This window comes from Diaphorobacter sp. JS3050, from assembly GCF_013154915.1.
Classification (GTDB): Bacteria; Pseudomonadota; Gammaproteobacteria; order Burkholderiales; family Burkholderiaceae_C; genus Diaphorobacter; species Diaphorobacter nitroreducens.
Genome location: NZ_CP053553.1, coordinates 564,278 through 588,388 on the forward strand (window position 1 = coordinate 564,278; position 24,111 = coordinate 588,388).

The following is a 24,111-nucleotide window of genomic DNA, read 5'->3' on the forward strand; positions in this document are numbered from 1 at the left end:
TTCAATCCACCTTCGCACCCGACGCCTTCACCACCTGCGCCCATTTGCGGTGCTCGCGGTCGATCAGGCTGGCAAATTCGGCGCTGGTATTGCCGCCGGGAATCGCTCCCTGGGACAGCAGTCGCTCCTTGACGGCAGGGGTGGCCAGCGCCTTGGCCACCTCCTGCTGGACGCGCTGGACGATGTCGGCCGGCGTGCCCGCGGGCGCCAGCAGTCCGAACCATGAACTGGCTTCGAAGCCCTTGAGCGCGGGGCCGCCGGCCTCTTCCACCGTGGGGACGTCGGGCAGGGCGGTGGAGCGTTTCGCGCTGGTGACCGCCAGCGCCTTGAGCTTGCCGCCCTTGATATGGGCCATGGAGGAGGGCAGGTTGTCGAACATCACGTCCATGTTGCCGCCCACCATGTCCAGCAGCGCGGGCGCAGATCCGCGGTAGGGCATGTGCAGCATGTAGGTGCCGGTCATGCTTTTGAACAGCTCGCCGGCCAGGTGGATCGAGGTGCCGTTGCCGCTGGACGCCATGTTGAGCTTGCCCGGGTTGGCTTGGGCATAGCGGATGAAGTCCTGCACGGTGTTGATGCCCAGGCTGCGCGCCTTCTCGGTGTTCATGACCATCACGTTGGGCACCGACGCGACAAGCGTCACGGGCGCGAAGTCCTTGATCGGGTCGTAGGGTAGCTGCTTGTACAGCGCGCGGTTGATGCCATGCGTGCCCACGGTGCCCATCAGCAGCGTGTAGCCGTCAGGGGCGGACCTGGCCACCAGTTCGGCACCGATGTTGCCTCCCGCGCCGCCGCGGTTGTCCACGATGAACTGCTGGCCAAAGGCCTTGCCCAGCTCGGGCGCAATGGCGCGCGCCAGGATGTCGGTGGTACCCCCGGCGGCGAACGGCACCACGATGCGGACCGGCTTGGCCGGCCATGGGCTGGCTTGGGCATACGCGGCGCCCGTGGCGCCCAGGCCCAATGCAAGAAGCGCCGCGATGGCGTGCAGGGCCTGGCGGCGCGGTGGGGTGCGGCGTGGGCTGGATGTGTGCGGCATGCGGTCTTTCCAAAAAGCGTGAAAGAAGGCTTCGGTTGTAGGCGCCGCAGCCGCGCAGGGGCAGCAGGATTACCCGCAGTTCCCATGAAAAAACGCCCGGTGCGCGGGCACCGGGCGTTGGCAGGAAAGGCGGGCAGACGGACGCGCCCGCCGCGCTGGCGCAGATCAGTCGGCGTAAGTGCCGGCTGCCTTGATCACCATGCCCCACTTTTCGATTTCAGACTGCACGAACTTCTTGTGTTCGGCCGGCAGCACGCGCTTGTCGGCCACCACCACGGCGCCCAGGCCTTCCTGCTTCTTGATGAAGTCAGGATCCTTCACGGCCACTTGCAGCGCTTCGTTGATGCGCGTCAGCACGGCGGCGGGCGTGCCCTTGGGGGCATACAGGCCATGCCAGACGGAGACGTTGAAGTCTTTCAGGCCGCTTTCCTGCAGCGTCGGCAAGTCCTTGAGCGACGGCATCGTCAGGCGCTGGTTGGTGGTCACGGCAAAGGCCTTGACCTTCTTGCCCTCGATCTGCGTCGTGGTGTTGGTGGTCTGGTCGCACATCAGGTCGATCTGGCCGCCAATCAGGTCGGTGATGGCGGGCGCCGCGCCCTTGTAGGCCACGGGCGTCATGTGCGACTGCAGCGCGTGCTGGAACATCAGGCCGCACAGATGGCCGGCCGAGCCCAGGCCGGAGTGGCCCAGGTTCACCTTTTCCTTGTTCTGCGCAATCCAGGTGGCCAATTCCTTGTAGTTCTTGGCCTCCAGCGTCGGGCGCGAGATGATGGTCATGGGCACGTCGTTGACGATGCCCAGGAACTCGAAGTCGTTCAACACGTTGAACGACAGCTTGCGGTACAGCGTGGGGATGGTGGCCATGCCGATGTGGTTCAGCAGCAGGGTGTAGCCGTCCGGCTGTGCACGGGCCACCTTGGCTGCGCCAATGGTGCTGCCTGCACCGGCGGCGTTTTCGACGACGACCGTGGCACCGCCCAGGGGCTTGCGCAGGGCCTCTGCCAGGTCACGGGCCACGCGGTCGGTGGGGCCGCCGGCCGAGAAGGGCACGACGATGGTGATGTTCTTGTCCTTGACCGGATAGGCCTGGGCGGATGCGCCGAATGCAGCCAGGATGGCGGCCGCTCCCACGGCGATCTTGAATGTCGTTCTCATGATGCTCCTTGGAAAAGAGGCGCAATCATAGAGAGAAACGGCGTGCCGGACATCAAGGAAACCCCCGAGGCCGCACCGCCTGACAAATGGGCGACGTTTGACCCCAGGGGGGTTGACGCGGCTGTGGGCGGCTTGTGTGCCGCGCACGACGCCGTGGCGACGGACGGCGCCGGCCGGCCGCCCCGCGGGGCATCAGCGGTAGCTGCGCGCGTCTTCGATGACCTTGCCGTCGTTGGGCAGGCTGCCGGGAGGCACCATCTGCACGTCGCCGCGCAGCTTGGTCACTTCGCGCAGCGCTTCGGCCAGTTGCTGGGCCATGCCTGCGGCGGTTTCCGTGGTCTCCACCTGCAGCACCATCTGGTCGTTGGCCATCTCGCCGCTGACCACCAGCCGCGCGCGCTGCACCTGGGGGAAGCGCTTGACCACGCTGGCAATCTGGCCGGGGTGCACGAACATGCCGCGCACTTTGGTGGTCTGGTCCGCGCGGCCCATCCAGCCCTTGATGCGGGTGTTGGTGCGGCCCGTGGGGCACTGGCCCGGCAATACGGCCGACAGGTCGCCGGTGCCGAAGCGGATCAGCGGGTAGTCGGGGTTCAGCGTGGTGATGACCAGCTCGCCCACTTCGCCCTCGGGCACCGGGTCGCCGGTGCCCGGGCGCACGATCTCGACGATCACGCCCTCGTCCAGCACCAGGCCTTCGCGCGCGCTGGTCTCATAGGCGATCAGGCCCAGGTCTGCCGTGGCGTAGCACTGGTAGCCCGTCACGCCGCGCGCGGCCAGCCAGTCGCGCAGCGAGGGCGGGAAGGCCTCGCCCGAGACCAGCGCCTTGGTCACGCTGGGCAGCGCCACGCCGTGTTCGTGGGCCTTGTCGAGGATGATCTTCAGGAAGCTGGGCGTGCCGATGTAGCCGGCCGGGCGCAGCTCGGCCATGGCCTGCACCTGCTGCTCGGTCTGCCCCGTGCCGCCCGGAAAGACCGTGCAGCCCAGTGCGTGGGCGCCGGTTTCCATCATCGAGCCGGCAGGCACGAAGTGGTAGCTGAAGCTGTTGTGGATCAGCTCGCCGGGGCGAAACCCCGCGGCATACATGGCGCGTGCCATGCGCCAGTAGTCCGGCCGCGCGCCCTCGGGTTCATAGATGGTGCCGGGGCTGGCGAACACGCGGGGCATGTGACGCCCGAATGCCAGGGCGCTGAAGCCGCCGAACGCATTCTGGCCGCGCTGCGCCTGCTGGCGCTCCAGCAGTTCGTACTTGCGCGTGACGGGCAGGCGGGCCAGCGCGGCGCGGTCGGTGATGGTGGTGGCGTCCACGCCCGCCAGGATGCCGGCGAAGGCCGGGCTGGCCTGCTGGGCGTGGGCGATCTGCCGGGGCAGGGCCGCCATGAGGGCGGCTTCGCGCTCGGCGGGGGCGCGGGTTTCCAGGGCGTCGTAGAACATGCTCATGCCTGGGTCTCCTGTCGTTGGGAGAGGTTTAGGGCAAAATCGGCCTTAAGCGCTTGTCTGTCAAGCGCTAGCAGCTATTAATTTGAGAGTAATTAGGCCAGCCAGCCCTTGCGGCGCTTGTAGCTCTTGACGTCCTTGAAGCTCTTGCGTTCGCCACCGCCGACGCCCAGGTAGAACTCTTTCACGTCTTCGTTGCTGGCCAGGTCCTGCGCGGCGCCGTCCATGACGATGCGGCCGCTTTCCATGATGTAGCCGTAGTCGGCATACTTCAGGGCCATGTTGGTGTTCTGCTCGGCCAGCAGGAAGGTGGTGCCTTCCTTGGCGTTGAGATCCTTCACGATGTTGAACACCTCTTCCACGATCTGCGGCGCCAGGCCCATGGAGGGCTCGTCCAGCAGCACGATGCTGGGGTTGCTCATGATGGCTCGGCCGATCGCGCACATCTGCTGCTCGCCACCCGAGGTGTAGGCCGCCTGGCTGGTGCGGCGCGTCTTCAGGCGCGGGAAGTAGTTGTAGACCTTCTCCAGGTTGGCCGCGATCTCGGCCTTGTCGGTGCGGGTGTAGGCGCCGGTGAGCAGGTTTTCCTCAATGGTCAGGTGGGCGAAGCAGTGGCGCCCCTCCATGACCTGCACCACGCCGCGCTTGACCAGGTCGGCGGGCGAGAGGTTCTGGATCTGCTCGCCGCGCAGCTCGATGCTGCCCTTGGTGACCTCGCCGCGCTCGCCCTTGAGCAGGTTGGAGATCGCGCGCAGCGTGGTCGTCTTGCCCGCGCCGTTGCCGCCCAGCAGGGCGACGATGCCCTTCTCGGGCAGTTGCAGCGACACGCCCTTGAGCACCAGGATCACATGGTTGTAGATGACCTCGATGCCATTGACGCTGAGAACGATGTTTCTGGACTCCATAGCCTTGCCCTTGTAGTGGTGCCAATCGGCAGGGCTGTCGCCACAGCCCTCTCGATTGGCGGCTGCCCTGCGCAGCCGCTTGAACCTGGCGCAACCCGCGCCAGCGGGCGCCGTGGAACGGGTCTTGCCCGACCACCGGCGCCATCCCCCTTCCCGACGAGAAGGACGATGGCGCGCAGCGCCTCAGGGGACGTCCTTAGGACTGGCAGTCGCCCGCTTCGCGGCGGGACATCTTCTTGTCGGCGAGGTACTTGTCCGCGCCGGCCTTGACCATAGGCTTGATGACCTGCTCATCGGCCTGGTACCAGTCGGACGAGAACTTCCACTGCTTGCCGTCCCAGGTGTGCACGCGGGCCCAGGTGGACCCCATGTGGTCCGCGCAGCTGGTGGACAGCGGGCGCATCAGGTCGGTGAAGCCCAGCGCGTCCAGTTTCTTCTGGTCCAGCGCCAGGTTTTCCATGCCCCAACGCACCTGCTCGCCGGTCATGACCTTGCCCTTGCCGAAGCGCTCCTGCGCGCGGCGCACGGCCTCCACGCCCAGCATCTGGATGATCACGCCGCGCGTGTACAGCACCGAGCCCACTTCGTCCTTGGGGCCCGTGCCCTGGTTGGCGCCATGCACGTGCTTGAGGATGTCCTGTATGACCTTGGACTGCGTGCCATGGCCGTTGAGCGCCAGTGCGTGATAGCCCTTGGCGCCATCGCCCACGTCGCGCACGTCCGGCTCGGCACCGGCCCACCACACGCCGTACATCTTGTCGCGCGGGTAGCCGGTGGCCTGGGCTTCCTTCAGGGCGGTGGAGTTCATCACGCCCCAGCCCCACAGCAGCACGTAGTCGGGGCGGCTCTGGCGCACCTGCAGCCAGGTGGCCTTCTGCTCCACGCCGGGCGCGGTCACGGGCAGCATCTGCAGCTCGAAGCCGTGCATCTTGGAGCGCTCCTGCAGCAGCGGGATCGGCTCCTTGCCGAACGGGCTGTCGTGGTAGACCAGCGCGATCTTCTTGCCCTTGAGCTTGTCCAGGCCGCCGGCGTTCTTGCCGATGTGCTGGATCAGGATGTCGGCACCGGTCCAGTAGCTGCCCATGTAGGGGAAGTTCCACTTGAACGCCATGCCGTCCTGCGCGACCGACAGGCCGTAGCCCAGCGTCATCAGCGGGATCTTGTCCACGGGCGCCTTCTCGGTCAGCGCGAAGGTGATGCCGGTGGCCTGCGGGTCGAACAGCGTCACGCCGGGGCGGCTCTTCAGACGCTCGTAGCACTCCACGCCGCGGTCGGTGGCGTAGCCGGTCTCGCACTCTTCCCAGGTCAGCTTCACGCCGTTCACGCCGCCGTCGCGCGCGTTGATCATCTTGATGTAGTCCTGCTTGCCGTTGGCCCATGGCACGCCGTTGGGTGCGTAGGGGCCCGTGCGGTACGACAGCAGGGGGAAGAACTGTTCCTTGGCCTGGGCGGCGGCGGCGCCTGCAAAGCCGGCCAGGGTGCAGGCCACCGTGGCGGCCGCAGCGAGTCGGGTGAATTTCATGGTCTTGTCTCCTTGTGGTTGGATGGAACGTCGCCTGAATTGCGCCGGTCGGCGCGGAACACACCTTGCAATGGCATCAATGGGGGAAGGGCCACACGCGCATCTTTTGCTTGCCGATGGACCACAGCTTGGCCAGGCCGTGGGGCTCCACGATGAGGAACCACACGATCAGCGCGCCGAAGATCATCAGTTCCGCATGCGACACGGCGGCGGTGGAGATGTCCACGCCGAACATGCCGGCCACCGCGGGCAGGAACTGGTTCAGGAAGATGGGCAGCACCACGATGAAGGCTGCGCCGAAGAACGCGCCCATGATGGAACCCATGCCGCCGATGATGACCATGAACAGCAGGCGGAACGACACCTCGACCGAGAACGCCGCCGGCTCCCACGAACCCAGGTGCACGAAGGCCCACAGCGCGCCCGCCATGCCGACGATGAAGGAGCTGACGGCGAAGGCGCTGAGCTTGGCGTACATCGGGCGGATGCCGATCACCGCGGCGGCCACGTCCATGTCGCGGATGGCCATCCATTCGCGGCCGATGGCGCCGCGCACCAGGTTCTTGGCCAGCAGGGCCACGACCACCAGGAGCGTCAGGCAGAACAGGTACTTGGCCATGGCGCTGTCCAGCGGCATGCCGAAGACCTGCAGGTTGCTGACCGAGACCGAGCCGGAGTCGGAATTGTTGGTGAACCACTTGATGCGCAGGAACATCCAGTCGCTGAAGAACTGCGCCGCCAGCGTGGCCACGGCCAGGTACAGCCCTTTCACGCGCAGGCTGGGCAGCCCGAACAGGATGCCGAAGAACGTGGCGCACAGCCCGCCCAGGATCAGGGCCGGCACCAGCGGCATCCCGGGGAAGCGCACGAAGAAGTTGAAGGCCCCGTAGGCGCCCACCGCCATGAAGGCGCCCGAGCCCAGCGAGATCTGCCCGCAGTAGCCCACGAGGATGTTCACGCCCAGCGCGGCCATGGACATGATGACCAGCGGGATCAGGATGGCGCGGTAGAAGTAGTCCGACGCCATCGCGGGCACCGCCACGAAGGCCACGGCCAACAGCAGCAGGATGGCGATGCGGTCCTGGGTGATGGGAAAGATCTGCTGGTCGGCCTTGTAGGTGGTCTTGAACTGGCCGTTTTCGCGGTAGAACATTATTTACTCCAAATCTTTCAACCAAGGGCGATGATCTTTTGGCTGCGGGCACTGCGTGCCCTCGCCGGAAGACCATCCTTCGCCTGCGGCGAAGAACCCTGCGGGTTGATCGCGTATGTCATACGCGATCGATGATCTTCTCGCCGAACAAACCTTGGGGCCGGAACAGCAGGAACACGAGGGCCAGCACGTAGGCAAACCAGATCTCGATGCCGCCGCCCACGAAGGGGCCCAGGTACACCTCGGAGAGCTTCTCGCCCACGCCGATGATCAGCCCGCCGATGATGGCGCCCGGCACCGAGGTCAGGCCGCCCAGGATCACCACCGGCAGCGCGCGCAGCGCCACCGTGGTCAGCGAGAACTGCACGCCCAGCTTGGAGCCCCAGATCATCCCGGCCACCAGTGCCACGACACCGGCGACACACCACACGATGACCCAGATGTGGTTGAGCGGGATGCCGATGGACTGCGCCGCCTGGTGGTCGTCGGCCACGGCGCGCAATGCGCGGCCGGTCTTGGTCTTTTGAAAGAAGATGCTCAGCACCACCACCAGGGCGGCGGCAATGCCTGCGGCAATCACGTCTTCCTTGTTCACGAGCACGCCGCCCTCGAACACGGTGTCCAGCAGGAACACCGGGTCCTTGGGCATGCCGATGTCGATCTTGTAGATGTCGCTGCCGAAGAAGGTCTGGCCCAGGCCTTCCAGGAAGTAGGTGATGCCCAGCGTGGCCATGAGCAGCGTGGCGCCTTCCTGGTTCACGAGGTGGCGCAGCACCAGGCGCTCGATGAACCAGGCCACTGCGAACATGCACAGACCTGCGATCAGGAACGCGGCCAGATTGGCCACGATGGGGTTGCTGATGCCGGTCCACTCCGGGATCCACTCGGCAAAGCGCGCCATGGCCAGGGCCGCGAACAGCACCATGGCCCCCTGCGCGAAGTTGAAGACGCCCTAGGCCTTGAAGATCAGCACGAAGCCGAGTGCCACCAGCGCGTAGAGCATGCCGGCCATCAGGCCGCCGATCAGGGTTTCGAGAAAGAATGCCATTTGCTTGCCCTCAGTGGCTGGTGCCCAGGTAGGCGCGAATCACGTCTTCGTTGTTGCGCACTTCGTCCGGCGCGCCGTCACCGATCTTTTTGCCGTAGTCCAGCACCACGACGCGGTCGCTGATGTCCATCACCACGCCCATGTCGTGTTCGATGAGGACGATGGTGGTGCCGAACTCGTCGTTCACATCCAGGATGAAGCGGCACATGTCCTGCTTCTCCTCCACGTTCATGCCGGCCATGGGCTCGTCCAGCAGCAGCACCTGAGGTTCCATGGCGAGGGCCCGGCCCAAGTCCACGCGCTTTTGCAGGCCGTAGGGCAACTGGCCGACGGGGGTCTTGCGGTGCGCCTGGATCTCCAGGAAGTCGATGATGTGTTCGACCTTCTCGCGGTGGGCGATCTCCTCGCGCTCGGCCGGTCCGATGCGCAGTGCCTGCAGGAGCAGGTTGCTTTTGATCTTGAGGTTGCGCCCGGTCATGATGTTGTCGATCACGCTCATGCCCTTGAACAACGCCAGGTTCTGGAAGGTGCGCGCGATGCCCATCTCGGCGACCTGGCGGCTGTTCATGTGGCCGAAGGTCTGGCCGCGGAAGGTGATGGAGCCCTCGGACGGCGTGTACACCCCGTTGATGCAGTTGAGCATGGAGCTCTTGCCCGCGCCGTTGGGGCCGATGATCGAGCGGATCTCGTGCTCGCGCACGTTGAATGAGATGTCGGTGAGCGCCTTGACGCCGCCGAACCGCAGGCTGATGTTCTTGACGTCGAGGATGACGTCGCCAATCTTCTTGCTGGTCATGTGTCTGCTGCCTCGTTGCGTGTCAGGCGGCCGCCCGGGTGGCGGGGAAGGTCTTGGCGTCGGTGATCTTCAGCGTGGCGCTCACGCTGCCCTTGCGCCCGTCCTCGAACTTCACCTGCGTTTCGATGAACTGCTCGGCCTTGCCCGTGTACAGCGCATCCACCAGCACGCCGTACTTCTCGGCGATGAAATTGCGGCGCACCTTGCGTGTGCGGGTCAGTTCGTCGTCGTCGGGGTCCAGCTCCTTGTGCAGCACGAGGAAGCGCGCGACCTGCGTGTCGGCCATGCCGGCTTCGGCGGCCAGGTCGGCGTTCACCTGCGAGATGCAGTCGGCGATCAGCTCGATCACCTTGGGCTTGGAGGCCAGGTCCACATAGCCGCCGTAAGGGATGCCCTGGCGCTCGGCCCAGTTGCCCACGGCCTCGTAGTCGATGTTGATGAAGGCACAGACCTGATCGCGCTGGTTGCCGAAGCAGACGGCTTCCTTGATGTGCGGGAAGAACTTGAGCTTGTTCTCGATGTAGTTGGGCGCGAACATGGCGCCGCTGGCCGTCTTGCCCACGTCTTTGGCGCGGTCGATGATGCGCAGCTGGCCGTTGGCGTCGATCACGCCGGCATCGCCGGTGTGGAAGTAGCCTTCGGCGTCGATCACCTCGGCGGTGGCGTCGGGCCGCTTGTAGTACTCCTTGAGCACCGACACGCCCTTGACCAGCACCTCGCCGTTGTCGGCGATCTTCAGCTCGATGCCGGGAGCCGCCTGGCCCACGGTGTTCAGGTCTACCTGGCCATCACGCTGCAGGCAGACGTAGGCGCAGGTTTCCGTCTGACCGTAGAGCTGCTTGAGGTTGATGCCGATGGAGCGGAAGAAGCGGAACAGGTCGGGCCCGATGGCCGCGCCTGCCGTGTAGGCCACGCGGATGCGCGACAGGCCCATCACGTTGCGCAGCGGTCCGTAGATGGCGAGGTCGGCCAGGCGGTACTTGAGGCGGTCAATTGCGCCCACGGGCTTGCCGTCCAGAAGGTCGGAGCCCACACGGCGCGCCAGCTGCATGCATTTCTCGAACAGCCAGCGCTTGGGCGCAGCGGCGTCTTCCATGCGGATGGAGACCGACGTCAGCATGCCTTCGAACACGCGCGGCGGGGCGAAGTAGTAGGTGGGGCCGATCTCGCGCAGGTCGATGGACACGGTGCTGGCGGACTCGGGGCAGTTGATGGTGAAGCCGGCCACCATCCACTGCGCGAGCGAGAACAGGTGGTCGCCCACCCACGCCGGGGGCAGGTAGGAAATCACGTTGTCCTGCGGGCCCAGGCGGTCCACCTCCACCGCGCCTTGCGCAGAGGCGATGAAGCTGGCATGGGTCTGGCACACGCCCTTGGGCTTGCCCGTGGTGCCCGAGGTGTAGAGGATCACCGACACGTCCTGCGGGTCGATCTGCTCCACCAGGGCATCCCATGCGCCGGGGTGGGCCTTGTCCCATTCGGCGCCGCGCGCCACCAACTGCGCGGTGCTGATGAGGCCCGGCTGGTCGTAGTGGCGCAGGCCGCGCGGGTCGTCGTAGATGATGTGCTGGATGCCGGATACCGATTCGCGCACTTCCAGCAGCTTGTCCACCTGTTCCTGGTTTTCGGCAAACGCGAAGGCAATCTCCGCGTCCTGGATGACGAAGGTCATCTCGGCGGCCACGGCGTCCTGGTACAGCGGAATCGGCACGCCACCCACGCTTTGCACGGCCACGAAGCCCATGTACAGGTGTGGCCGGTTGTCGCTGATCAGCGCCAGGTTCTGGCCCTTGGCAAAGCCCAGCGACAGCAGGCCGCAGGCCATGTGGCGCACCTCGGCCGCGGCGTCCTTCCAGCTCCAGGTCTGCCAGATGCCATATTCTTTCTCGCGCAGTGCTGCAGCGTCGGGGCGCTGGGCGGCGTGCTGCAGCAGTAGATGGGGGAATGTGGTCTTCATTCCGGTTCCTATCAGGGTCTGTGGAGGGCAGCGCACGGGAAACACGAAGTCCGCTGCCGGTTTGCAACCAATGGTAGGAACGACTTTGACGTTATCTTGTCTTTGCGATGACAATTCAAGGGTTAGTCCTCAGGGGTCTAACCCTGACCGCCCTCGACAGGTGGTGATCGCGGGGAGCTGAGGGGTTCATGGGCGCGACAGGCGAGGGCGCTATGCTCGCCGCCATGTACGCCCCGTTCTTCGGACTCGAACACCCGCCTTTTTCCATCGCGCCCGACCCGCGCTACCTCTTCATGAGCGAGCGCCATCGCGAAGCCCTGGCCCACCTGCTGTACGGCCTGGATGCGGGCGGCGGCTTCGTGCTGCTCACGGGCGAGATCGGCACCGGCAAGACCACGGTGTGCCGCTGCTTCCTGGAACAGATTCCGCCGCAGTGCAACGTTGCTTACATCTTCAACCCGAAGCTCACGGTGCCTGAGCTGCTGCGCTCCATCTGCGACGAATTTGGCGTGGCGCACCGCCCCGCCATACCGGGGGCGGAGACCGTGAAGGACTGCCTGGACCCGCTCAACGACTTCTTGCTGCAGCAGCACGCGGCGGGGCGCAACAACGTGCTCATCATCGACGAGGCGCAGAACCTCGCGCCCGATGTGCTGGAACAACTGCGTCTGCTCACCAACCTCGAGACCAGCGAGCGCAAGCTGCTGCAGATCATCCTCATCGGCCAGCCCGAACTGCGTGCGATGGTGGCGGCGCCGGAGCTGGAGCAGCTCGCGCAGCGCGTGATCGCGCGCTACCACCTGGACGCCTTGAGCGCCGACGAAACACGCCAGTACATCGCCCACCGCCTGGCCGTGGCCGGGCTGCAAGGGCCGCTGCCTTTTCAGCAGCGGGCGCTGGCGCGCGTGCACGCGCTGACGGGTGGCGTGCCGCGGCGCATCAACCTGCTGTGCGACCGTGCCCTGCTGGGTGCCTACGGCGCGGGTGTGCGCGAGGTGACCGATGCCATGGTGCGCCGCGCCGCGCGCGAGGTGTTCGATGCGCCCGCCACGGCGCGCCCCGGCACGGCGGGGCGCTGGCTGGCCGCTGGAACCGGCGGGCTGGTGGGCGCGGCGGCGCTGGGCGGGCTGGCCTGGGCCCTGGGCTGGTGGCCGCTTGCAGACGGTGGCGCCGGCTCCACGCAGGCACAGACACAGGCGCAGGTGCCGGCCATCGCCGCGTCGGCTGCGGCCGTGCCCGCGTCATCCCCCGCCTCGGCCGCTTCTGCGCCCGACGCGCCGGCCCTCCCGCCGACGTTGGCGCAGTTCCTGGCCATCCAGCCCGTGGCGCAGGCGCCGGCGGCCTGGCAGGCGCTGGCCCGGCAGTGGCAGGCGAGCGTGCCCGACGGCGCCGCGGACCCCTGCGCCGCGCTGGCGTCCGAGGGCCTGCGCTGCTACCGCAGCCGCCGCGCCAGCCTGAACCTGCTGCGCCAGCTTGATCGGCCCGTGCTGCTGATGCTGCGGCCCGCCGAGGGCGATGCGCAGGGCGAGGCCCTGGCGCCTGAGGTGGCGGTCTTGCTGCGCCGGCTGGATGACGGCACCGCCACGCTGGAAGGCGTGCAGGGCCAGACGCTGCAGGTGCGCGTGACGGAGCTTGCGCCGCTGTGGCGCGGCGAGGTTGCCACGCTGTGGAAGGCCCCTGCCGAGCTGGCCGATTCGGGCGACGTCACCGCCACTGCCGCGGGCGCTGCCTGGCTGGACCAGCAACTGGCGGCCGCCGGCGCGGGCACCGCCGCAGCCCGTACCGCAACGCCCGCCGCGCGCCGCGCGCGCATCCACCAATTTCAGCTGGGCCAGGGCCTCACGCCCGATGGCCGCGCTGGTCCCTTGACCCTGATGTTGCTCAACCGCGCCGCAGGCGTGCCGGAGCCGCGTTTGCTCAGCGGAGCCTGAACCCATGTCCTACATTCTTGATGCGCTGCGGCGCGCCCAGGCCGAGCGCGGCCGTGGCAGCGTGCCCGGCCTGCATACCCCCGCGTCGCCCGTCGCGGTGCCTACCGTGCAGCGCGCCGCACCGGCGCGGGGGCTGCCCTGGATGGTGCTTGCAGCGCTGGCGGGTGTAGGGGCGGCAGCCGGCGCCTGGTGGCTGGTGCGTGCGCCCAGTGCGACGGTGGCCGCGGTGGTGCCTGCGCCCGCCCCGCGATACCGGCGCCTGCCGCTCCAGCCGCCGCCGCGCCGATGGCCGTGCCGGCCCATGGGGCAGCGCCTGCGCCCGAAACTGCGCCCGCATCCACACCAACACCAACACTAACGCCAACACCAACGCCAACGCCAACGCCAACGCCAACGCCAACGCCAGCGCCAGCGCCAGCGCGAGCACCGGCACCAGCATCCAAACCCACGCCCGAGCGCTCCGCCCGCGCCGAAGCGCCTGCCCCCGGCCCGAGCGCAGCGCGCCGGCCCCGCGGCGCCTGCCCGCGCACCGGCCCCGCGCGCTGCGCCGCCGGCACCCGCGCCGCAGGAATCGACGGGAACCGTCTTTGCCCAGGCCGACCTGCCGGCGAGCGTGCGTGAGCAACTGCCCACCCTGCAGCTCGCGGGCGTGACCTACTCGTCCAACCCCGTGTACCGCATGGTGATCGTCAACGGCCAGGTGCTGCACGAGGGGGATACCGCCGCCCCCGGCCTGGTGCTGGAGCGCATCGAGCCGGCGCGCACCGTGTGGGCGTTTCGCGGCTACCGCTATGCCTTGCCGACGCAGTGATGGGTTTGTAGTCAAACAGGGCTTGAACCCAGAATCAGTAAGCGCCAACAGCTATTAAATCAATAGCACCAGGGTGTGTCGATACCTCGGACCGGCCAGGCGTTGGTTCGTGGTATTCCCGCTGCCCCGCTGCGCGCTTTGACCGCATGCTTGCGCGCATGAGCCAAGACGCCTCCCTGCACCAGCGGCGCCGCCCGCCCACGGCCCAAGAACTCAGCGGCATTCCCTGGATGGCGTTGCTGCAGCCCGCCGAGCGCGAACGGGCGGTGGCAGCGCTGGCCGTCGGCGATGCCCAGCCGGGCGACTACGTGTGCCGTGTGGGCCGGCCGGTGACGTACTGGTTTGGGGTGGTCGAGGGCCTGCTCAAGATGAGCGCGGACAACGCCGACGGGCTGACCATGACCTTCACCGGCGTGCCCCCCGGCGGCTGGTTCGGCGAAGGCACGGCGGTCAAGCGCGAGCCCTACCGCTACAACATCCAGGCCCTGCGCAGGAGCGTGGTGGCGGGCCTGCCCATCGACACCTTCCATTGGCTGCTGGACCATTCCATCGGCTTCAACCGCTTCGTGATGAACCAGCTCAACGAGCGCCTGGCGCAGTTCATCGCCGCGCGGGAAATCGACCGCCTCACCAACCCCGACCTGCGCGTGGCGCGCAGCCTGGCGGCGCTGTTCAACCCCGTGCTCTACCCGGGCGTCGGGGAAGTGCTGCGCATCACCCAGCAGGAGCTGGCCTACCTGGTCGGCCTGTCGCGCCAACGTGTGAACGAGGCCCTGGCGACCCTGGAAGCGCAGGGGGCGATCCGCGTGGAGTACGGCGGCCTGCGCGTGCTGGACTTGCAGGCGCTGCGCACCAGCCTGTTCAGGCGGATGGAGCCGGCGGACGCGGGCCGCCCCGGGCCCCGGCGCCGCGCTTCACCGCGCAGGGCGCCGGCCGACGAGAACGAGCCCGCCGCCATGATCTGAAGGCGCGGTAGATGGGGCGGGGCGCGGCGCGCTCCACGGCGCGAGACAATAGCGCCATGCCCGAAACGCCCGAACGCCCCCCCGCACGGTCCGTCCCCGCACCGTCCGCTTCTGCTTCCCCCACTCCGCTGCGCCCGCGGCTGGTGCTGCGCAAGCCGACCACGCCCGCAGCACCTGTGGCTACCGGCAAGGCGCCGGGCCGGTCCGCAGGCCGCACGGCCGGCACGGCCGCACCCAGCGGCGCGGCAGGCGCCCCCCGTACGGCGAGCCAGCACGCGCCGGCCGCGCCGCGCCCTCCTGCCACCCGTGCGCCCGCTGGCGCTGCGCAGGCGCCTGCAGACGGCCGCATGCGCCTGAACAAGCGCATGGCCGATCTGGGGCTGTGTTCGCGCCGCGAGGCCGACGACTGGATCGCCCAGGGCTGGGTGCGCGTCAACGGGCAGGTGGCGGCCATGGGGCTGCAGGTGGGGCCGCACGACCGCATCGACGTGGACCGCGCGGCCCAGGGCCACCAGCGCCAGCAGGTGACCATCCTGCTGCACAAGCCCATGGGCTATGTGAGCGGCCAGGCCGAGGACGGCCACACGCCGGCCGTGGCGCTGATCAACCCACGTACGCACTGGAAGGACGATGAGAGCCGCACGCGCTTCGCGCCGGCGCAACTCAAGGGCCTGGCACCCTGCGGGCGGCTGGACATCGACTCCGTGGGCCTGCTGGTGCTGACGCAGGACGGCCGCGTGGCGCGCCAGCTCATCGGCGAGGACTCGACGGTGGACAAGGAGTACCTGGTGCGCGTGCAGTACGGCGATCGCGCGCAGGATGTGCGCGCCGTCTTCCCCGCCGACAAGCTGGCGCTGCTGAACCATGGCCTGGCGCTGGACGGCCAGCAGCTCAAGCCGGCGGTGGTGGAGTGGCAGAACCCCGAGCAGTTGCGCTTCGTGCTGCGCGAGGGCAAAAAGCGCCAGATCCGACGCATGTGCGAGCTGGTGGGCCTCAAGGTGGTGGGCCTCAAGCGCATCCGCATCGGCCAGGTGCTGCTGGGCAAGCTGCCGCCGGGCCAGTGGCGCTATCTGGCGCCGGGTGAGCGCTTTTAAGCTATTAAATCAGGAGCTGCTAGCGCTCGCCAAAAGGGCGTTTGCACTTCAAAACCATTTGAAATGCAGAAAAGGAGAGCGCAAGCCGCTCTCTTTTTTGATGGCTGCGGTGGGCGTTCAGTCGCTGCTGCCGCTCGACAGCGGTGCGTTGTAGATCACCGCGCTCAGGATCGCGCCGACGCTGGGGCATGCGGCCAGCGTGGCATTGGTTGGGGGCAAATCGCCGTGCCGCGCCCCTTGAAGCCGGCCGCGGCGCCCCCACCTGCGCATGCGTTCCGGCCGCGCCGGAGAACATGGTTGAATCCCCTGTGATTTCTTTCCCGTTGCCCTTGTTTGAAAAACACCTATGAGCAAGCACACCCATTCCTTCCAGGCCGAAGTGGCGCAACTGCTGCACCTGGTCACGCATTCGCTGTATTCCAACAAAGAGATCTTCCTGCGCGAGCTGGTCTCCAACGCCTCGGACGCCTGCGACAAGCTGCGCTTTGAAGCGCTGAACAATGCCGCGCTGTACGAGGATGCGCCCAACCTGGAGGTGCGCGTGTCCTTCGACAAGGAAGCGCGCACGCTGACCATCACCGACAACGGCATCGGCATGAGCGAGCAGGAGGCCATTGACCACCTGGGCACGATCGCCAAGAGCGGTACGCGCGACTTCATGAACCGCCTGTCGGGCGACCAGAAGGCCGACGCGCAGCTGATCGGCCAGTTTGGCGTGGGCTTCTACTCGGGCTTCATCGTGGCCGACCGCATCACGGTCGAGAGCCGCCGCGCGGGCCTGCCCGCCAGCGAAGGCGTGCGCTGGGCCAGCGGCGGCGCGGGCGACTTCGAGGTGGAGGCCATCGAGCGTGCGGCGCGCGGCACCAGCGTGATCCTGCACCTGCGCGAGGATGCCGAGGAGTTCCTCAACGCCTGGAAGATCAAGCAGGTGATCGGCAAGTATTCCGACCACATCAGCCTGCCCATCCTCATGGAAAAGGAGGAGTGGAAAGAGAGCGAGAAGGAAGGCGAGCCGGGCCAGATGGTGAAGACCGGCGAGTGGGAAACCGTGAACAAGGCCAGCGCCCTGTGGACGCGGCCCAAGAAGGACATCACCGACGAGCAGTACCAGGACTTCTACAAGTCCATCAGCCACGACTTCGAGAACCCGCTCACCTGGAGCCATAACCGCGTCGAGGGCAACACCGAGTACACGCAGCTGCTGTACATCCCTGCCAAGGCGCCGTTCGACCTGTGGAACCGCGACAAGAAGGCCGGCGTGAAGCTGTACGTCAAGCGCGTGTTCATCATGGACGACGCCGAGTCGCTCATGCCCAGCTACCTGCGCTTCGTCAAGGGCGTGATCGACTCCGCCGACCTGCCGCTGAACGTGAGCCGCGAGCTGCTGCAGGAAAGCCGTGACGTGCGCCTGATCCGCGACGGCTCGGTCAAGCGCGTGCTGTCCATGCTCGAGGACCTGGCCAAGCACGACAAGCATGAGGCAGCGGCGGAAGGCGCCGATGGCGTGCAGGACGTGGTCAGCGCCGAGGACAAGGCCAAGGAAGGCAAGTACACCCAGTTCTACGCCGAGTTCGGCGCCGTGCTCAAGGAAGGCCTGGGCGAGGACTTCGCCAACCGCGAACGTCTGGCCAAGCTGCTGCGCTTTGCCTCCACCACATCGGATACGCCGAGCGTTTCCTTTGCCGACTACAAGGCGCGCATGAAGGAGGGCCAGGAGGCCATCTACTACATCACCGCCGACACGCTGGCCGCCGCCAAGAACAGCCCGCAGCTCGAAGTCTTCAAGAAGAAGGGCATCGAGGTGCTGCTCATGACCGACCGCGTGGACGAGTGGGCGCTGAACTACCTGCAGGACTTCGACGGCACGCCGCTGCAGTCCGTGGCCAAGGGCGCAGTGGACCTGGGCAAGCTGCAGGACGAGGCCGAGAAGAAGGCGGCCGAGGAGGCCGCCGAGGCCTTCAAGCCCGTGCTCGCCAAGCTCAAGGAAGCCCTCAAGGACAAGGCCGAGGACGTGCGCGTGACCACGCGCCTGGTTGATTCGCCCGCTTGCCTGGTGGTGCAGGACGGCGGCATGAGCACGCAGCTCGCGCGCCTGCTCAAGCAGGCCGGCCAGAGCGCGCCTGACGCCAAGCCCGTGCTGGAAGTGAACCCCGAGCATGCGCTGGTCAAGAAGCTGGACGGCAGCGTGCACTTTCACGACCTGGCACACATCCTGTTCGACCAGGCGCTGCTGGCCGAAGGAGGCCTGCCGGAGGACCCGGCCGCGTACGTGAAGCGCGTGAACGCGCTACTGGCCTGAGGCGGGCCTGCCACCCTCGCGCCCGGCCTGTGCCGGGCCGTCTCTACAGACCGACCACACCCGGTCCTGCGCAAGCAGGCCGGGTTTTTTTGCGCCACGGCGGTTCCGCGTGTCCCGGTCCACATCAAGGCTATCCCTAATGGTTGTCTGGACCTCAGATGGTGAATATCGAAACCTGCGTTCCGATCAAAAAGGGTTGTGACATGGGAATCAAGACATCGCTGGTTTTTTCTGCCCTGGTGTGGGGCTGTTCGGGGCTGGCCCTGGCCCAGAATGCGGCCGCGCCGCAGGACTATCCGCGCCGGCCCATCACCATGGTGATCCCGGCTGCCGCCGGGGGCGGCACCGACGTGGTGGGCCGCGTGCTGGCCGACGAACTGGGCAAGCGCCTGGGCCAGCCGGTGGTGGTGGACAACAAGAGCGGGGCTTCGGGCATGCTGGGCGCCAACGCGGTCGCGCGTGCGGCGCCTGATGGCTACACGGTGCTGGTGTCGTACTCCACGCCCGTGTTCTACGCGCACCACATGTTTTCCAAGGTGCCGTACGACATCCGCAAGGACTTCGAGTTCATCACCCAGATCGCTGCGACCAGCCTGGTGCTGATGGTCAACGCCAACGTGCCCGTCAAGAACATGAAGGAATTCATGGCCTGGGCGCAACAGAACAAGGGCAAGATCAACTACGGCTCGTACGGGACCGGCTCGCCCGGCCACCTGATGAGCGCCTACCTCAGCGACTCGCGCAAGCTGGAGATGACGCACGTGGCCTACAAGAGCGAGGCGCCGCACATCCAGGATCTGTCTGCGGGCGTGGTCTCCTGGGGTATGGGCACGCTGGCCGCCGCGCAGCCGCAGATCAAGGCCGAGCGCCTGCGCCCGCTGGCGATCCTGGGCCCCCGGCGACTGGCCGATTTGCCCGACGTGCCCACGATGGCCGAGGCGGGCTTTCCCGACCCGGAGTTCAAGACCATCGCCTGGTTCACCATGCTGGCGCCGGCGGGCACGCCCAAGCCCATCCTGGCCCGTCTGGAGAAGGAGGCGGTGCAGATCATCCACTCCACCGCGATGAAGGCCCGCCTGCAGGTCTTCGGCCTGGAAGGCGTGGAAGGCGGGGCCGCACAGTTCCGCAAGGACTTTGAGGCGTCCAACCCCATCATCGATAAGCTGGTGAAAATATCCGGGGCCAAGCAGGACTGATGGAGGCGCACGGTCCTCGCGCAGTTCGTTGCAGGGTGGGCTAGGCAGGTCCAAAGAGGGCCAGCAGCGTGAGGGCTGAGCCTGCTGAGCCCCTGCCGCAGCACCCGATGACAGGCATGTCAGGTCGATAGCGCTGGCGGTGTCCAGTTGCCCTGGACGGCGCTGTTGGCCCGCATCTGCGCAGGGCTGGTCACCTGGTTTGATACCACGGCCGGCGCGCAGGGCAAGGTGCTGTGGAACACCCTCACGGGTTTTGGCGTGTCCATCGAACCGGGGTGCAACGGGATCGAGGCCTGCATCGTCCTGTTCGCGGCCGTGATCGCCTTTCCTTCCTCCTTGCGCCACAAACTGCTCGGCCTGGTCGCAGGCTTTGCTGCGGTGCAGGCACTGAACGTGGTGCGGGTGATCAGCCTCTTCTACCTGGGCCAGTGGAACACGGCGGTGTTCAACTTTGCGCACGAATTCCTGTGGCAGGGGCTCATCATGCTGGATGTGCTGATCGTCTGGCTGCTTTGGGTCCGTGCCGGTGCCAAGGCCCAGCCGCCCCAGGAAACGCCGCCACCCGATGAGCCGCCCGCCCCGCCAATGCCGCTGGTGATGCCACGCCTGGACAAGGGCCAGGGGCAGGTGAGCACCTCGCTCGACCTGTCGCCGCGCTGAGCCCCCAGGCGCAGGAGGATTTCCCCGTGACAAAACCCGTGCAAACCGGAGCCCCTGCGCGCCGACCCTCCGTGCTCACGCGCTTTGTCCTGTATGCCTTTGGCGCCATGATTGTGCTGACGCTGCTGTGGACCAAGGCCTCGCCATGGCTCTCCTACCCTGTGGCATGGCTCTCCCATGTGGCGCTGGAACAGGCGGCACCCATGTGGGTGCGCGGCGTACACCAGCAGCCGGGCCGCATGGAGGTGGACACCGCGGTGGAGATTGCCGTACCCAACTCCGGCGGGCGCCGGGCCGAAGTCACGCTGGAGGCCGACCCGGGCCGCTACGCCTATGGCCTGCCGATCTTTGCCGCCCTGCTGGTGGCGGCTTGGGGTGCCGCGCGTGCGCCGGGGCGGGCCTCCCGCGCGGCGCTGGGCTATGTCTTGCTGTTGCCGGCGCAGGCCTTCAGCCTGGTGATGTACCTGCTCATGCAACTGGCGGGCGCGGCGCAGTTCGATGTGCGGGTGCTGCGCGTGGACCAGTGGCAGCTGGAGGCCATCGTCTACGGCTACCAGGTGGGCGTGCTGGTACTGCCCACGCTGGTGCCGGTGCTGGTCTGGCTCTGGCTGGACCGTCAGTTTTTCACCGATGTGATCGTGCGGGGGTGGAAGCAGTCCCTGGCTGCCTCGCCGGCCCCGCAGCGACCGGCTGGCTGACCGTCCTCAGGCGACCAGGGGTGGCTCCTGCATGGCCTCGATCTGCTCATGCAGCATGTCCACTTGGCCGCGCCAGTAGTCGCTGCTGCCGAACCAGGGAAAGTTGATCGGAAAGATCGGGTCGCTCCAGCGCCGCGCCAGCCACGCGCTGTAGTGGATCAGGCGCAGTGTGCGCAGCGGCTCGATGAGCGCGAGCTCGCGCCGGTCGAAGGGGCGCAGTTGCTCGTAGCCGTCCAGCAGTGCCGATAGCTGTACTGTGCGCTGGCGGCGCTCGCCCGACAACAGCATCCACAGATCCTGCACGGCCGGGCCCATGCGCGCGTCGTCCAGGTCCACGAAATGCGGGCCGCCGTGGCCGGCGTCGTCCACGGGCGTCCACAGCACGTTGCCGGGGTGGCAGTCACCGTGCAGGCGGATGTTGCTCGCGTCTTTTAAGCCAAATTGGCCTGTAGCGCCCGATAGACAAGCGCCAGCAGCTATTAATTCGAGAGCTTGTTCGCAGGCATCGCGCCATGCCGTCTGTTGGTCCAGGGGAATGATCTGTGCGCCCAGCAGCCAGTCGCGCGGCTCTTGGCCCAACGTCTGCAGGTCCAGCGCCGGGCGCTGCGCGAAGGGCCGGGCTGCGCCCACGTTGTGGATGCGTGCGAGGTAGCGGCCCAGCCACTCCAGCACCTCGAAGTCGTCGAGCTCGGGCGTGCGCCCGCCGCGCCAGGGACTGACGGCAAAGTCGAAGCCCGCATGCCGGTGCAGGCTGCGGCCGTGCAGCAGCAGGGGCGCGACCACGGGCACCTCGGCATCGGCCAGCTCCTGGGAGAAGGCGTGTTCCTCCAGGATCTGCGCCTCGCTCCAGCGCCCCGGGCGGTAGAACTTGGCCACCACGCGACTGCCGTCTTCCAGCGTGGCCTGGTACACGCGGTTCTCGTAGGAGCCCAGGGCCATCAGCCGGCCGTCGCCATACAAGCCGACGCTGGCCAGCGCGTCCAGCACCAGGTCGGGCGTGAGGCTGGCGTAGGGGTGGAGCGTGTCATCGGTGTGGGGCGCGGTCATGGCGTGATTGTCACGCTTGCGGCAGCCCCGCGGGGTCACTGGCCCAGCGCGTCGAAAGGCAGTTGCTGCTTGACCAGGATGACGGTGCAGGGTGCATCCCGCGCCACACGGATGGGCACGGTGTCGATGAAGCGCTGCAACTGCAGCCCGTGCATGGCGGCGCCCAGGATCATCATGCTCACGCGGTTGCCCTCGGCATAGCGGACCAGGGCCTGGGCCACGTCGCTGGCCTCCAGCACGTGGTAGCTGGCGCTGTGGCGCGACAGGTCCAGCCCCGCTGCCCACTGCTTGAGCCGCGCCAGGTGCGTGCGGTGCAGCATGGTCTCGCTGCGCGTGCTGTCGGACGTGCTGCTGGCCGAGGGCGAGATCACCGTCACGCAGGCCAGCCGCGCGCCGGGGCGTATGCCCAGCGAACGGGCAACCGCTTCGCGCAAGGAGTACAGCGTGGCGTCCGTCACGTCGTCGTGCGGCACGGCCACCATGAGGATGGGCACCTCGGCGATCTGGCGCGCCGGCAGCGGGCTGGGCTGGTAGTGCATGCCCGCAGCCTTGATCCAACGCTTGAAGTGCGCGCCCACGCCGGGCCCGCGCAGGCGCCGGCCGCGCTCGGTGATGGGCACCTGGTCGGGGTTGGCCAGGTCGAAGGCCAAGTGCGCGGCCGAAGGGTAGCGCTGCGCGGCTTCGGGTTCCAGACAACGCAGGATCACCTCCTGCAGCCACTCGGGCAGGTCGGGGCGGTACTGGCGCGGCGGCGCAGGTGTCATCCACAGGCGCTGGCGCATGCCGCCCTGTGTGGTGGGCGAGCCGAAAGGCAGTTCGCCCGTGGCCATCTCGTAGAGCATGACGCCGATCGCGAAGATGTCGCTGCGCAGGTCGCCGCGCACGCCCACCACCTGCTCGGGCGCGATCCAGGTGGGCGAGCCCACGGCCTGGCGCATTTCCTCGGCCAGCAGGTCGGGGTAGTGCGCGTGGCAGGACAGGCCGAAGTCCAGCAGCACCACGCTGCCGCCTTCGCGCAGCAGCACGTTGGCGGGCTTCAGGTCCAGGTGGCAGACGTTCTGCTGGTGGATGCTGTGCGCGGCCAGCGCCATGGCGCCGCCGATGCGGGCGATGGTCTCCGCACTGCGCGCAGCGGTGTCGCCCGGCGGGCGATCGTCCAGCCAATGCTGCAGCGTATCGCCCTGCACGTATTCCATGACCAGGTAGGGCAGCCGCATCAGGTCACCCGCCGCCACGAAGCGCGGCGCGTGGTGGCCCGACAGCGTGGGCAGGATGGTCAGCTCGACCTCGAAACCCACGATGTTCTCGGCCCCGTCGCCTGCCGTCATGCGCGGGATCTTCATGGCCATGGGAAAGCCCGGGTCGCGCGACGCATTGGCATAGCCCACGCGGTAGATGTGCGCCATGCCGCCCGCGTGTATGCACTCATGCACCACGAAGCCGTCGATCTCGGTGCCGGGCGTGAGCAGCTTCATGGGGCGGTGGTGCGTCTGGTCCTAGAGGGTGGAAAGGACGGCTCAGCGCCCGCGCTCCAGCCGGTCGGCAAAGAACGTGGGCAGACCGCTGGCGCGCACGGCGGCCGCGGCGGCGGCATGGTTGTAGGCCACGCGCTGGAAGGTGATGGTGGCGGCGTCCGGGTCGAACAGGGCATACATGGCGCGCGTGTCGCCATCGCGCGGCTGGCCGCACGAGCCGGCGATGGCCAGCCACTGGCGGTGCGGCGGCACGGGCACGGGCACGCCCGGCTGGGGCGAAAAGCGCATCAGCTTGGCCGTGGGCGTGAGGAAGTACAGCGCCTGCTCATGCACGTGGCCGCAGAAGACGTAGCGGATGGCCGGGTCGATGCGCGTGGCGGCGGTCATGCAGCGCTCGGCGGCGTTGCTGTCGGTGATGTAGTGCCAGCGTTCGGGGCCGTCGGCGCTGGCGTGCACCAGCAGCGCGTCGGGCCCCAGGCGCTCGGTCAGCGGCAGGCCGGCCAGGAAGGCACGCTGGCGCTCGTCCAGGTGCGGATGGGTCCACTGTGCGCTCTGGTCGCCCAGGTTTTGGGCGACGGCGGGCGGGGCGAGGGCGGCTGCGTCATGGTTGCCGCGCACGCACAGTGCGCCCGCGGCGGCCAGCTGCATGGCCCGGTCGAGCACCGGGCCGGGGTCCGCGCCATAGCCCACCAGGTCGCCCAGCAGCGCGAACTGCTGTGCACCGTGCGCTCGCGCATGCTCCAGGCAAGCGTCGAAGGCGGGCAGGTTGGCGTGGATGTCGGACAGCAGGGCGATCTTCATGGCGCGGGCAATGCAGGCGAAGCGGGGGACAGACCGCGCATGATGAACCCGGAAGCTGAGCGCTCGCTTGCAATGGGTATCCCGCCAGACTAGGGAAAACGCGGAGAACTGCGCCGCCCGCT

The 24,111-nt window shown here is 67.6% G+C and carries 19 protein-coding genes and 2 pseudogenes; 9 read left to right on the plus strand and 12 right to left on the minus strand.

Translation table 11 applies throughout. The annotated features are described in order from the left end of the window. Position 1 precedes the first annotated feature (1 nt). From HND92_RS02745 to HND92_RS02785, 9 genes and pseudogenes are all read right to left on the minus strand, one after another. Entirely contained in the window at positions 2 to 1,039 is a 1,038-nt protein-coding gene (locus HND92_RS02745; RefSeq protein WP_011803922.1) for a tripartite tricarboxylate transporter substrate binding protein, read from the minus strand. Between the two features lie 165 nt (positions 1,040 to 1,204). After that, complete coding sequence (locus tag HND92_RS02750) at positions 1,205 to 2,194, minus strand: tripartite tricarboxylate transporter substrate-binding protein (RefSeq protein WP_011803923.1); 990 nt, start codon at positions 2,192 to 2,194, stop codon at positions 1,205 to 1,207. Positions 2,195 to 2,386: 192 nt separating this feature from the next. After that, a complete protein-coding gene (locus HND92_RS02755; protein WP_011803924.1) occupies positions 2,387 to 3,634 on the minus strand; it encodes a phenylacetate--CoA ligase family protein in 1,248 nt (415 codons plus the stop codon). Positions 3,635 to 3,726: 92 nt separating this feature from the next. Next, positions 3,727 to 4,536 carry an ABC transporter ATP-binding protein gene (locus HND92_RS02760; protein ID WP_172205704.1) on the minus strand — a complete coding sequence of 270 codons (810 nt, stop codon included), beginning with the start codon at positions 4,534 to 4,536 and terminating at the stop codon, positions 3,727 to 3,729. Positions 4,537 to 4,732: 196 nt separating this feature from the next. Further along, the gene (locus HND92_RS02765) at positions 4,733 to 6,058 is read right to left on the minus strand and encodes an ABC transporter substrate-binding protein (RefSeq protein WP_172205706.1); all 1,326 of its coding nucleotides are present in this window, start codon (positions 6,056 to 6,058) and stop codon (positions 4,733 to 4,735) included. Positions 6,059 to 6,134: 76 nt separating this feature from the next. Further along, positions 6,135 to 7,211 carry a branched-chain amino acid ABC transporter permease gene (locus HND92_RS02770; RefSeq protein WP_172205708.1) on the minus strand — a complete coding sequence of 359 codons (1,077 nt, stop codon included), beginning with the start codon at positions 7,209 to 7,211 and terminating at the stop codon, positions 6,135 to 6,137. A gap of 118 nt (positions 7,212 to 7,329) precedes the next feature. Next, positions 7,330 to 8,259 (minus strand): annotated as a pseudogene (locus HND92_RS02775) (branched-chain amino acid ABC transporter permease). 10 nt (positions 8,260 to 8,269) lie between these two features. Beyond that, positions 8,270 to 9,055: an ABC transporter ATP-binding protein gene (locus HND92_RS02780; protein ID WP_011803929.1), complete on the minus strand. Its 786-nt coding sequence runs from the start codon at positions 9,053 to 9,055 to the stop codon at positions 8,270 to 8,272. A gap of 22 nt (positions 9,056 to 9,077) precedes the next feature. Continuing rightward, complete coding sequence (locus tag HND92_RS02785; protein WP_041835859.1) at positions 9,078 to 11,012, minus strand: long-chain fatty acid--CoA ligase; 1,935 nt, start codon at positions 11,010 to 11,012, stop codon at positions 9,078 to 9,080. A gap of 224 nt (positions 11,013 to 11,236) precedes the next feature. Here HND92_RS02785 and HND92_RS02790 point away from each other — a divergent pair, with 224 nt between their 5' ends. From HND92_RS02790 to HND92_RS02825, 9 genes and pseudogenes are all read left to right on the plus strand, one after another. Beyond that, positions 11,237 to 12,943: an ExeA family protein gene (locus tag HND92_RS02790; protein WP_172209128.1), complete on the plus strand. Its 1,707-nt coding sequence runs from the start codon at positions 11,237 to 11,239 to the stop codon at positions 12,941 to 12,943. A 4-nt stretch (positions 12,944 to 12,947) separates the two neighbouring features. After that, a complete protein-coding gene (locus HND92_RS19265) occupies positions 12,948 to 13,301 on the plus strand; it encodes a hypothetical protein (protein WP_253940095.1) in 354 nt (117 codons plus the stop codon). A 255-nt stretch (positions 13,302 to 13,556) separates the two neighbouring features. Then, positions 13,557 to 13,754, plus strand: a complete 198-nt coding sequence (locus HND92_RS19270; protein WP_253940096.1) for a general secretion pathway protein GspB — start codon at positions 13,557 to 13,559, stop codon at positions 13,752 to 13,754. 158 nt (positions 13,755 to 13,912) lie between these two features. Further along, positions 13,913 to 14,719: a Crp/Fnr family transcriptional regulator gene (locus HND92_RS02800; protein ID WP_172205710.1), complete on the plus strand. Its 807-nt coding sequence runs from the start codon at positions 13,913 to 13,915 to the stop codon at positions 14,717 to 14,719. A 56-nt stretch (positions 14,720 to 14,775) separates the two neighbouring features. Continuing rightward, positions 14,776 to 15,813 (plus strand): pseudouridine synthase, encoded by a 1,038-nt coding sequence (locus HND92_RS02805; protein WP_253940097.1) that lies wholly within the window; start codon positions 14,776 to 14,778, stop codon positions 15,811 to 15,813. A gap of 346 nt (positions 15,814 to 16,159) precedes the next feature. Beyond that, on the plus strand, positions 16,160 to 18,112 hold the full coding sequence (gene htpG, locus HND92_RS02810) for a molecular chaperone HtpG (protein ID WP_012655504.1): 1,953 nt from the start codon (positions 16,160 to 16,162) through the stop codon (positions 18,110 to 18,112). 203 nt (positions 18,113 to 18,315) lie between these two features. Beyond that, positions 18,316 to 19,308 carry a tripartite tricarboxylate transporter substrate binding protein gene (locus HND92_RS02815; protein ID WP_011803936.1) on the plus strand — a complete coding sequence of 331 codons (993 nt, stop codon included), beginning with the start codon at positions 18,316 to 18,318 and terminating at the stop codon, positions 19,306 to 19,308. Positions 19,309 to 19,455: 147 nt separating this feature from the next. Next, positions 19,456 to 19,968 (plus strand): annotated as a pseudogene (gene xrtH, locus HND92_RS02820) (exosortase H); the annotation flags it as partial. A gap of 26 nt (positions 19,969 to 19,994) precedes the next feature. Further along, entirely contained in the window at positions 19,995 to 20,666 is a 672-nt protein-coding gene (locus tag HND92_RS02825; RefSeq protein WP_172205714.1) for an exosortase H-associated membrane protein, read from the plus strand. A gap of 6 nt (positions 20,667 to 20,672) precedes the next feature. Here HND92_RS02825 and HND92_RS02830 read toward each other — a convergent pair whose 3' ends face one another. From HND92_RS02830 to HND92_RS02840, 3 genes are read right to left on the minus strand one after another with little or no spacing between them, the layout of a single operon-like run. Further along, on the minus strand, positions 20,673 to 21,713 hold the full coding sequence (locus tag HND92_RS02830) for a serine/threonine protein kinase (protein WP_011803939.1): 1,041 nt from the start codon (positions 21,711 to 21,713) through the stop codon (positions 20,673 to 20,675). 35 nt (positions 21,714 to 21,748) lie between these two features. Beyond that, positions 21,749 to 23,188, minus strand: coding sequence for a bifunctional serine/threonine-protein kinase/universal stress protein (locus HND92_RS02835; RefSeq protein WP_172205716.1), 1,440 nt, complete (start codon positions 23,186 to 23,188; stop codon positions 21,749 to 21,751). Between the two features lie 42 nt (positions 23,189 to 23,230). Continuing rightward, positions 23,231 to 23,989 (minus strand): metallophosphoesterase, encoded by a 759-nt coding sequence (locus tag HND92_RS02840; RefSeq protein ID WP_011803941.1) that lies wholly within the window; start codon positions 23,987 to 23,989, stop codon positions 23,231 to 23,233. Positions 23,990 to 24,111 lie beyond the last annotated feature (122 nt).

Excerpts from the sequence above, each read along its gene's own strand:
- HND92_RS02750 (WP_011803923.1), bottom strand. The coding sequence starts at position 2,194 with ATGAGAACGACATTCAAGATCGCCGTGGGAGCGGCCGCCATCCTGGCT.
- HND92_RS02785 (WP_041835859.1), bottom strand. The coding sequence starts at position 11,012 with ATGAAGACCACATTCCCCCATCTACTGCTGCAGCACGCCGCCCAGCGC.
- HND92_RS02765 (WP_172205706.1), bottom strand. The coding sequence starts at position 6,058 with ATGAAATTCACCCGACTCGCTGCGGCCGCCACGGTGGCCTGCACCCTG.
- HND92_RS02840 (WP_011803941.1), bottom strand. The coding sequence starts at position 23,989 with ATGAAGATCGCCCTGCTGTCCGACATCCACGCCAACCTGCCCGCCTTC.
- HND92_RS02780 (WP_011803929.1), bottom strand. The coding sequence starts at position 9,055 with ATGACCAGCAAGAAGATTGGCGACGTCATCCTCGACGTCAAGAACATC.
- HND92_RS02760 (WP_172205704.1), bottom strand. The coding sequence starts at position 4,536 with ATGGAGTCCAGAAACATCGTTCTCAGCGTCAATGGCATCGAGGTCATC.
- HND92_RS02835 (WP_172205716.1), bottom strand. The coding sequence starts at position 23,188 with ATGAAGCTGCTCACGCCCGGCACCGAGATCGACGGCTTCGTGGTGCAT.
- HND92_RS02790 (WP_172209128.1), top strand. The coding sequence starts at position 11,237 with ATGTACGCCCCGTTCTTCGGACTCGAACACCCGCCTTTTTCCATCGCG.
- HND92_RS19265 (WP_253940095.1), top strand. The coding sequence starts at position 12,948 with ATGTCCTACATTCTTGATGCGCTGCGGCGCGCCCAGGCCGAGCGCGGC.
- HND92_RS02745 (WP_011803922.1), bottom strand. The coding sequence starts at position 1,039 with ATGCCGCACACATCCAGCCCACGCCGCACCCCACCGCGCCGCCAGGCC.
- HND92_RS02770 (WP_172205708.1), bottom strand. The coding sequence starts at position 7,211 with ATGTTCTACCGCGAAAACGGCCAGTTCAAGACCACCTACAAGGCCGAC.
- HND92_RS02805 (WP_253940097.1), top strand. The coding sequence starts at position 14,776 with ATGCCCGAAACGCCCGAACGCCCCCCCGCACGGTCCGTCCCCGCACCG.
- HND92_RS02830 (WP_011803939.1), bottom strand. The coding sequence starts at position 21,713 with ATGACCGCGCCCCACACCGATGACACGCTCCACCCCTACGCCAGCCTC.
- htpG (WP_012655504.1), top strand. The coding sequence starts at position 16,160 with ATGAGCAAGCACACCCATTCCTTCCAGGCCGAAGTGGCGCAACTGCTG.
- HND92_RS02815 (WP_011803936.1), top strand. The coding sequence starts at position 18,316 with ATGGGAATCAAGACATCGCTGGTTTTTTCTGCCCTGGTGTGGGGCTGT.
- HND92_RS02800 (WP_172205710.1), top strand. The coding sequence starts at position 13,913 with ATGAGCCAAGACGCCTCCCTGCACCAGCGGCGCCGCCCGCCCACGGCC.
- HND92_RS02755 (WP_011803924.1), bottom strand. The coding sequence starts at position 3,634 with ATGAGCATGTTCTACGACGCCCTGGAAACCCGCGCCCCCGCCGAGCGC.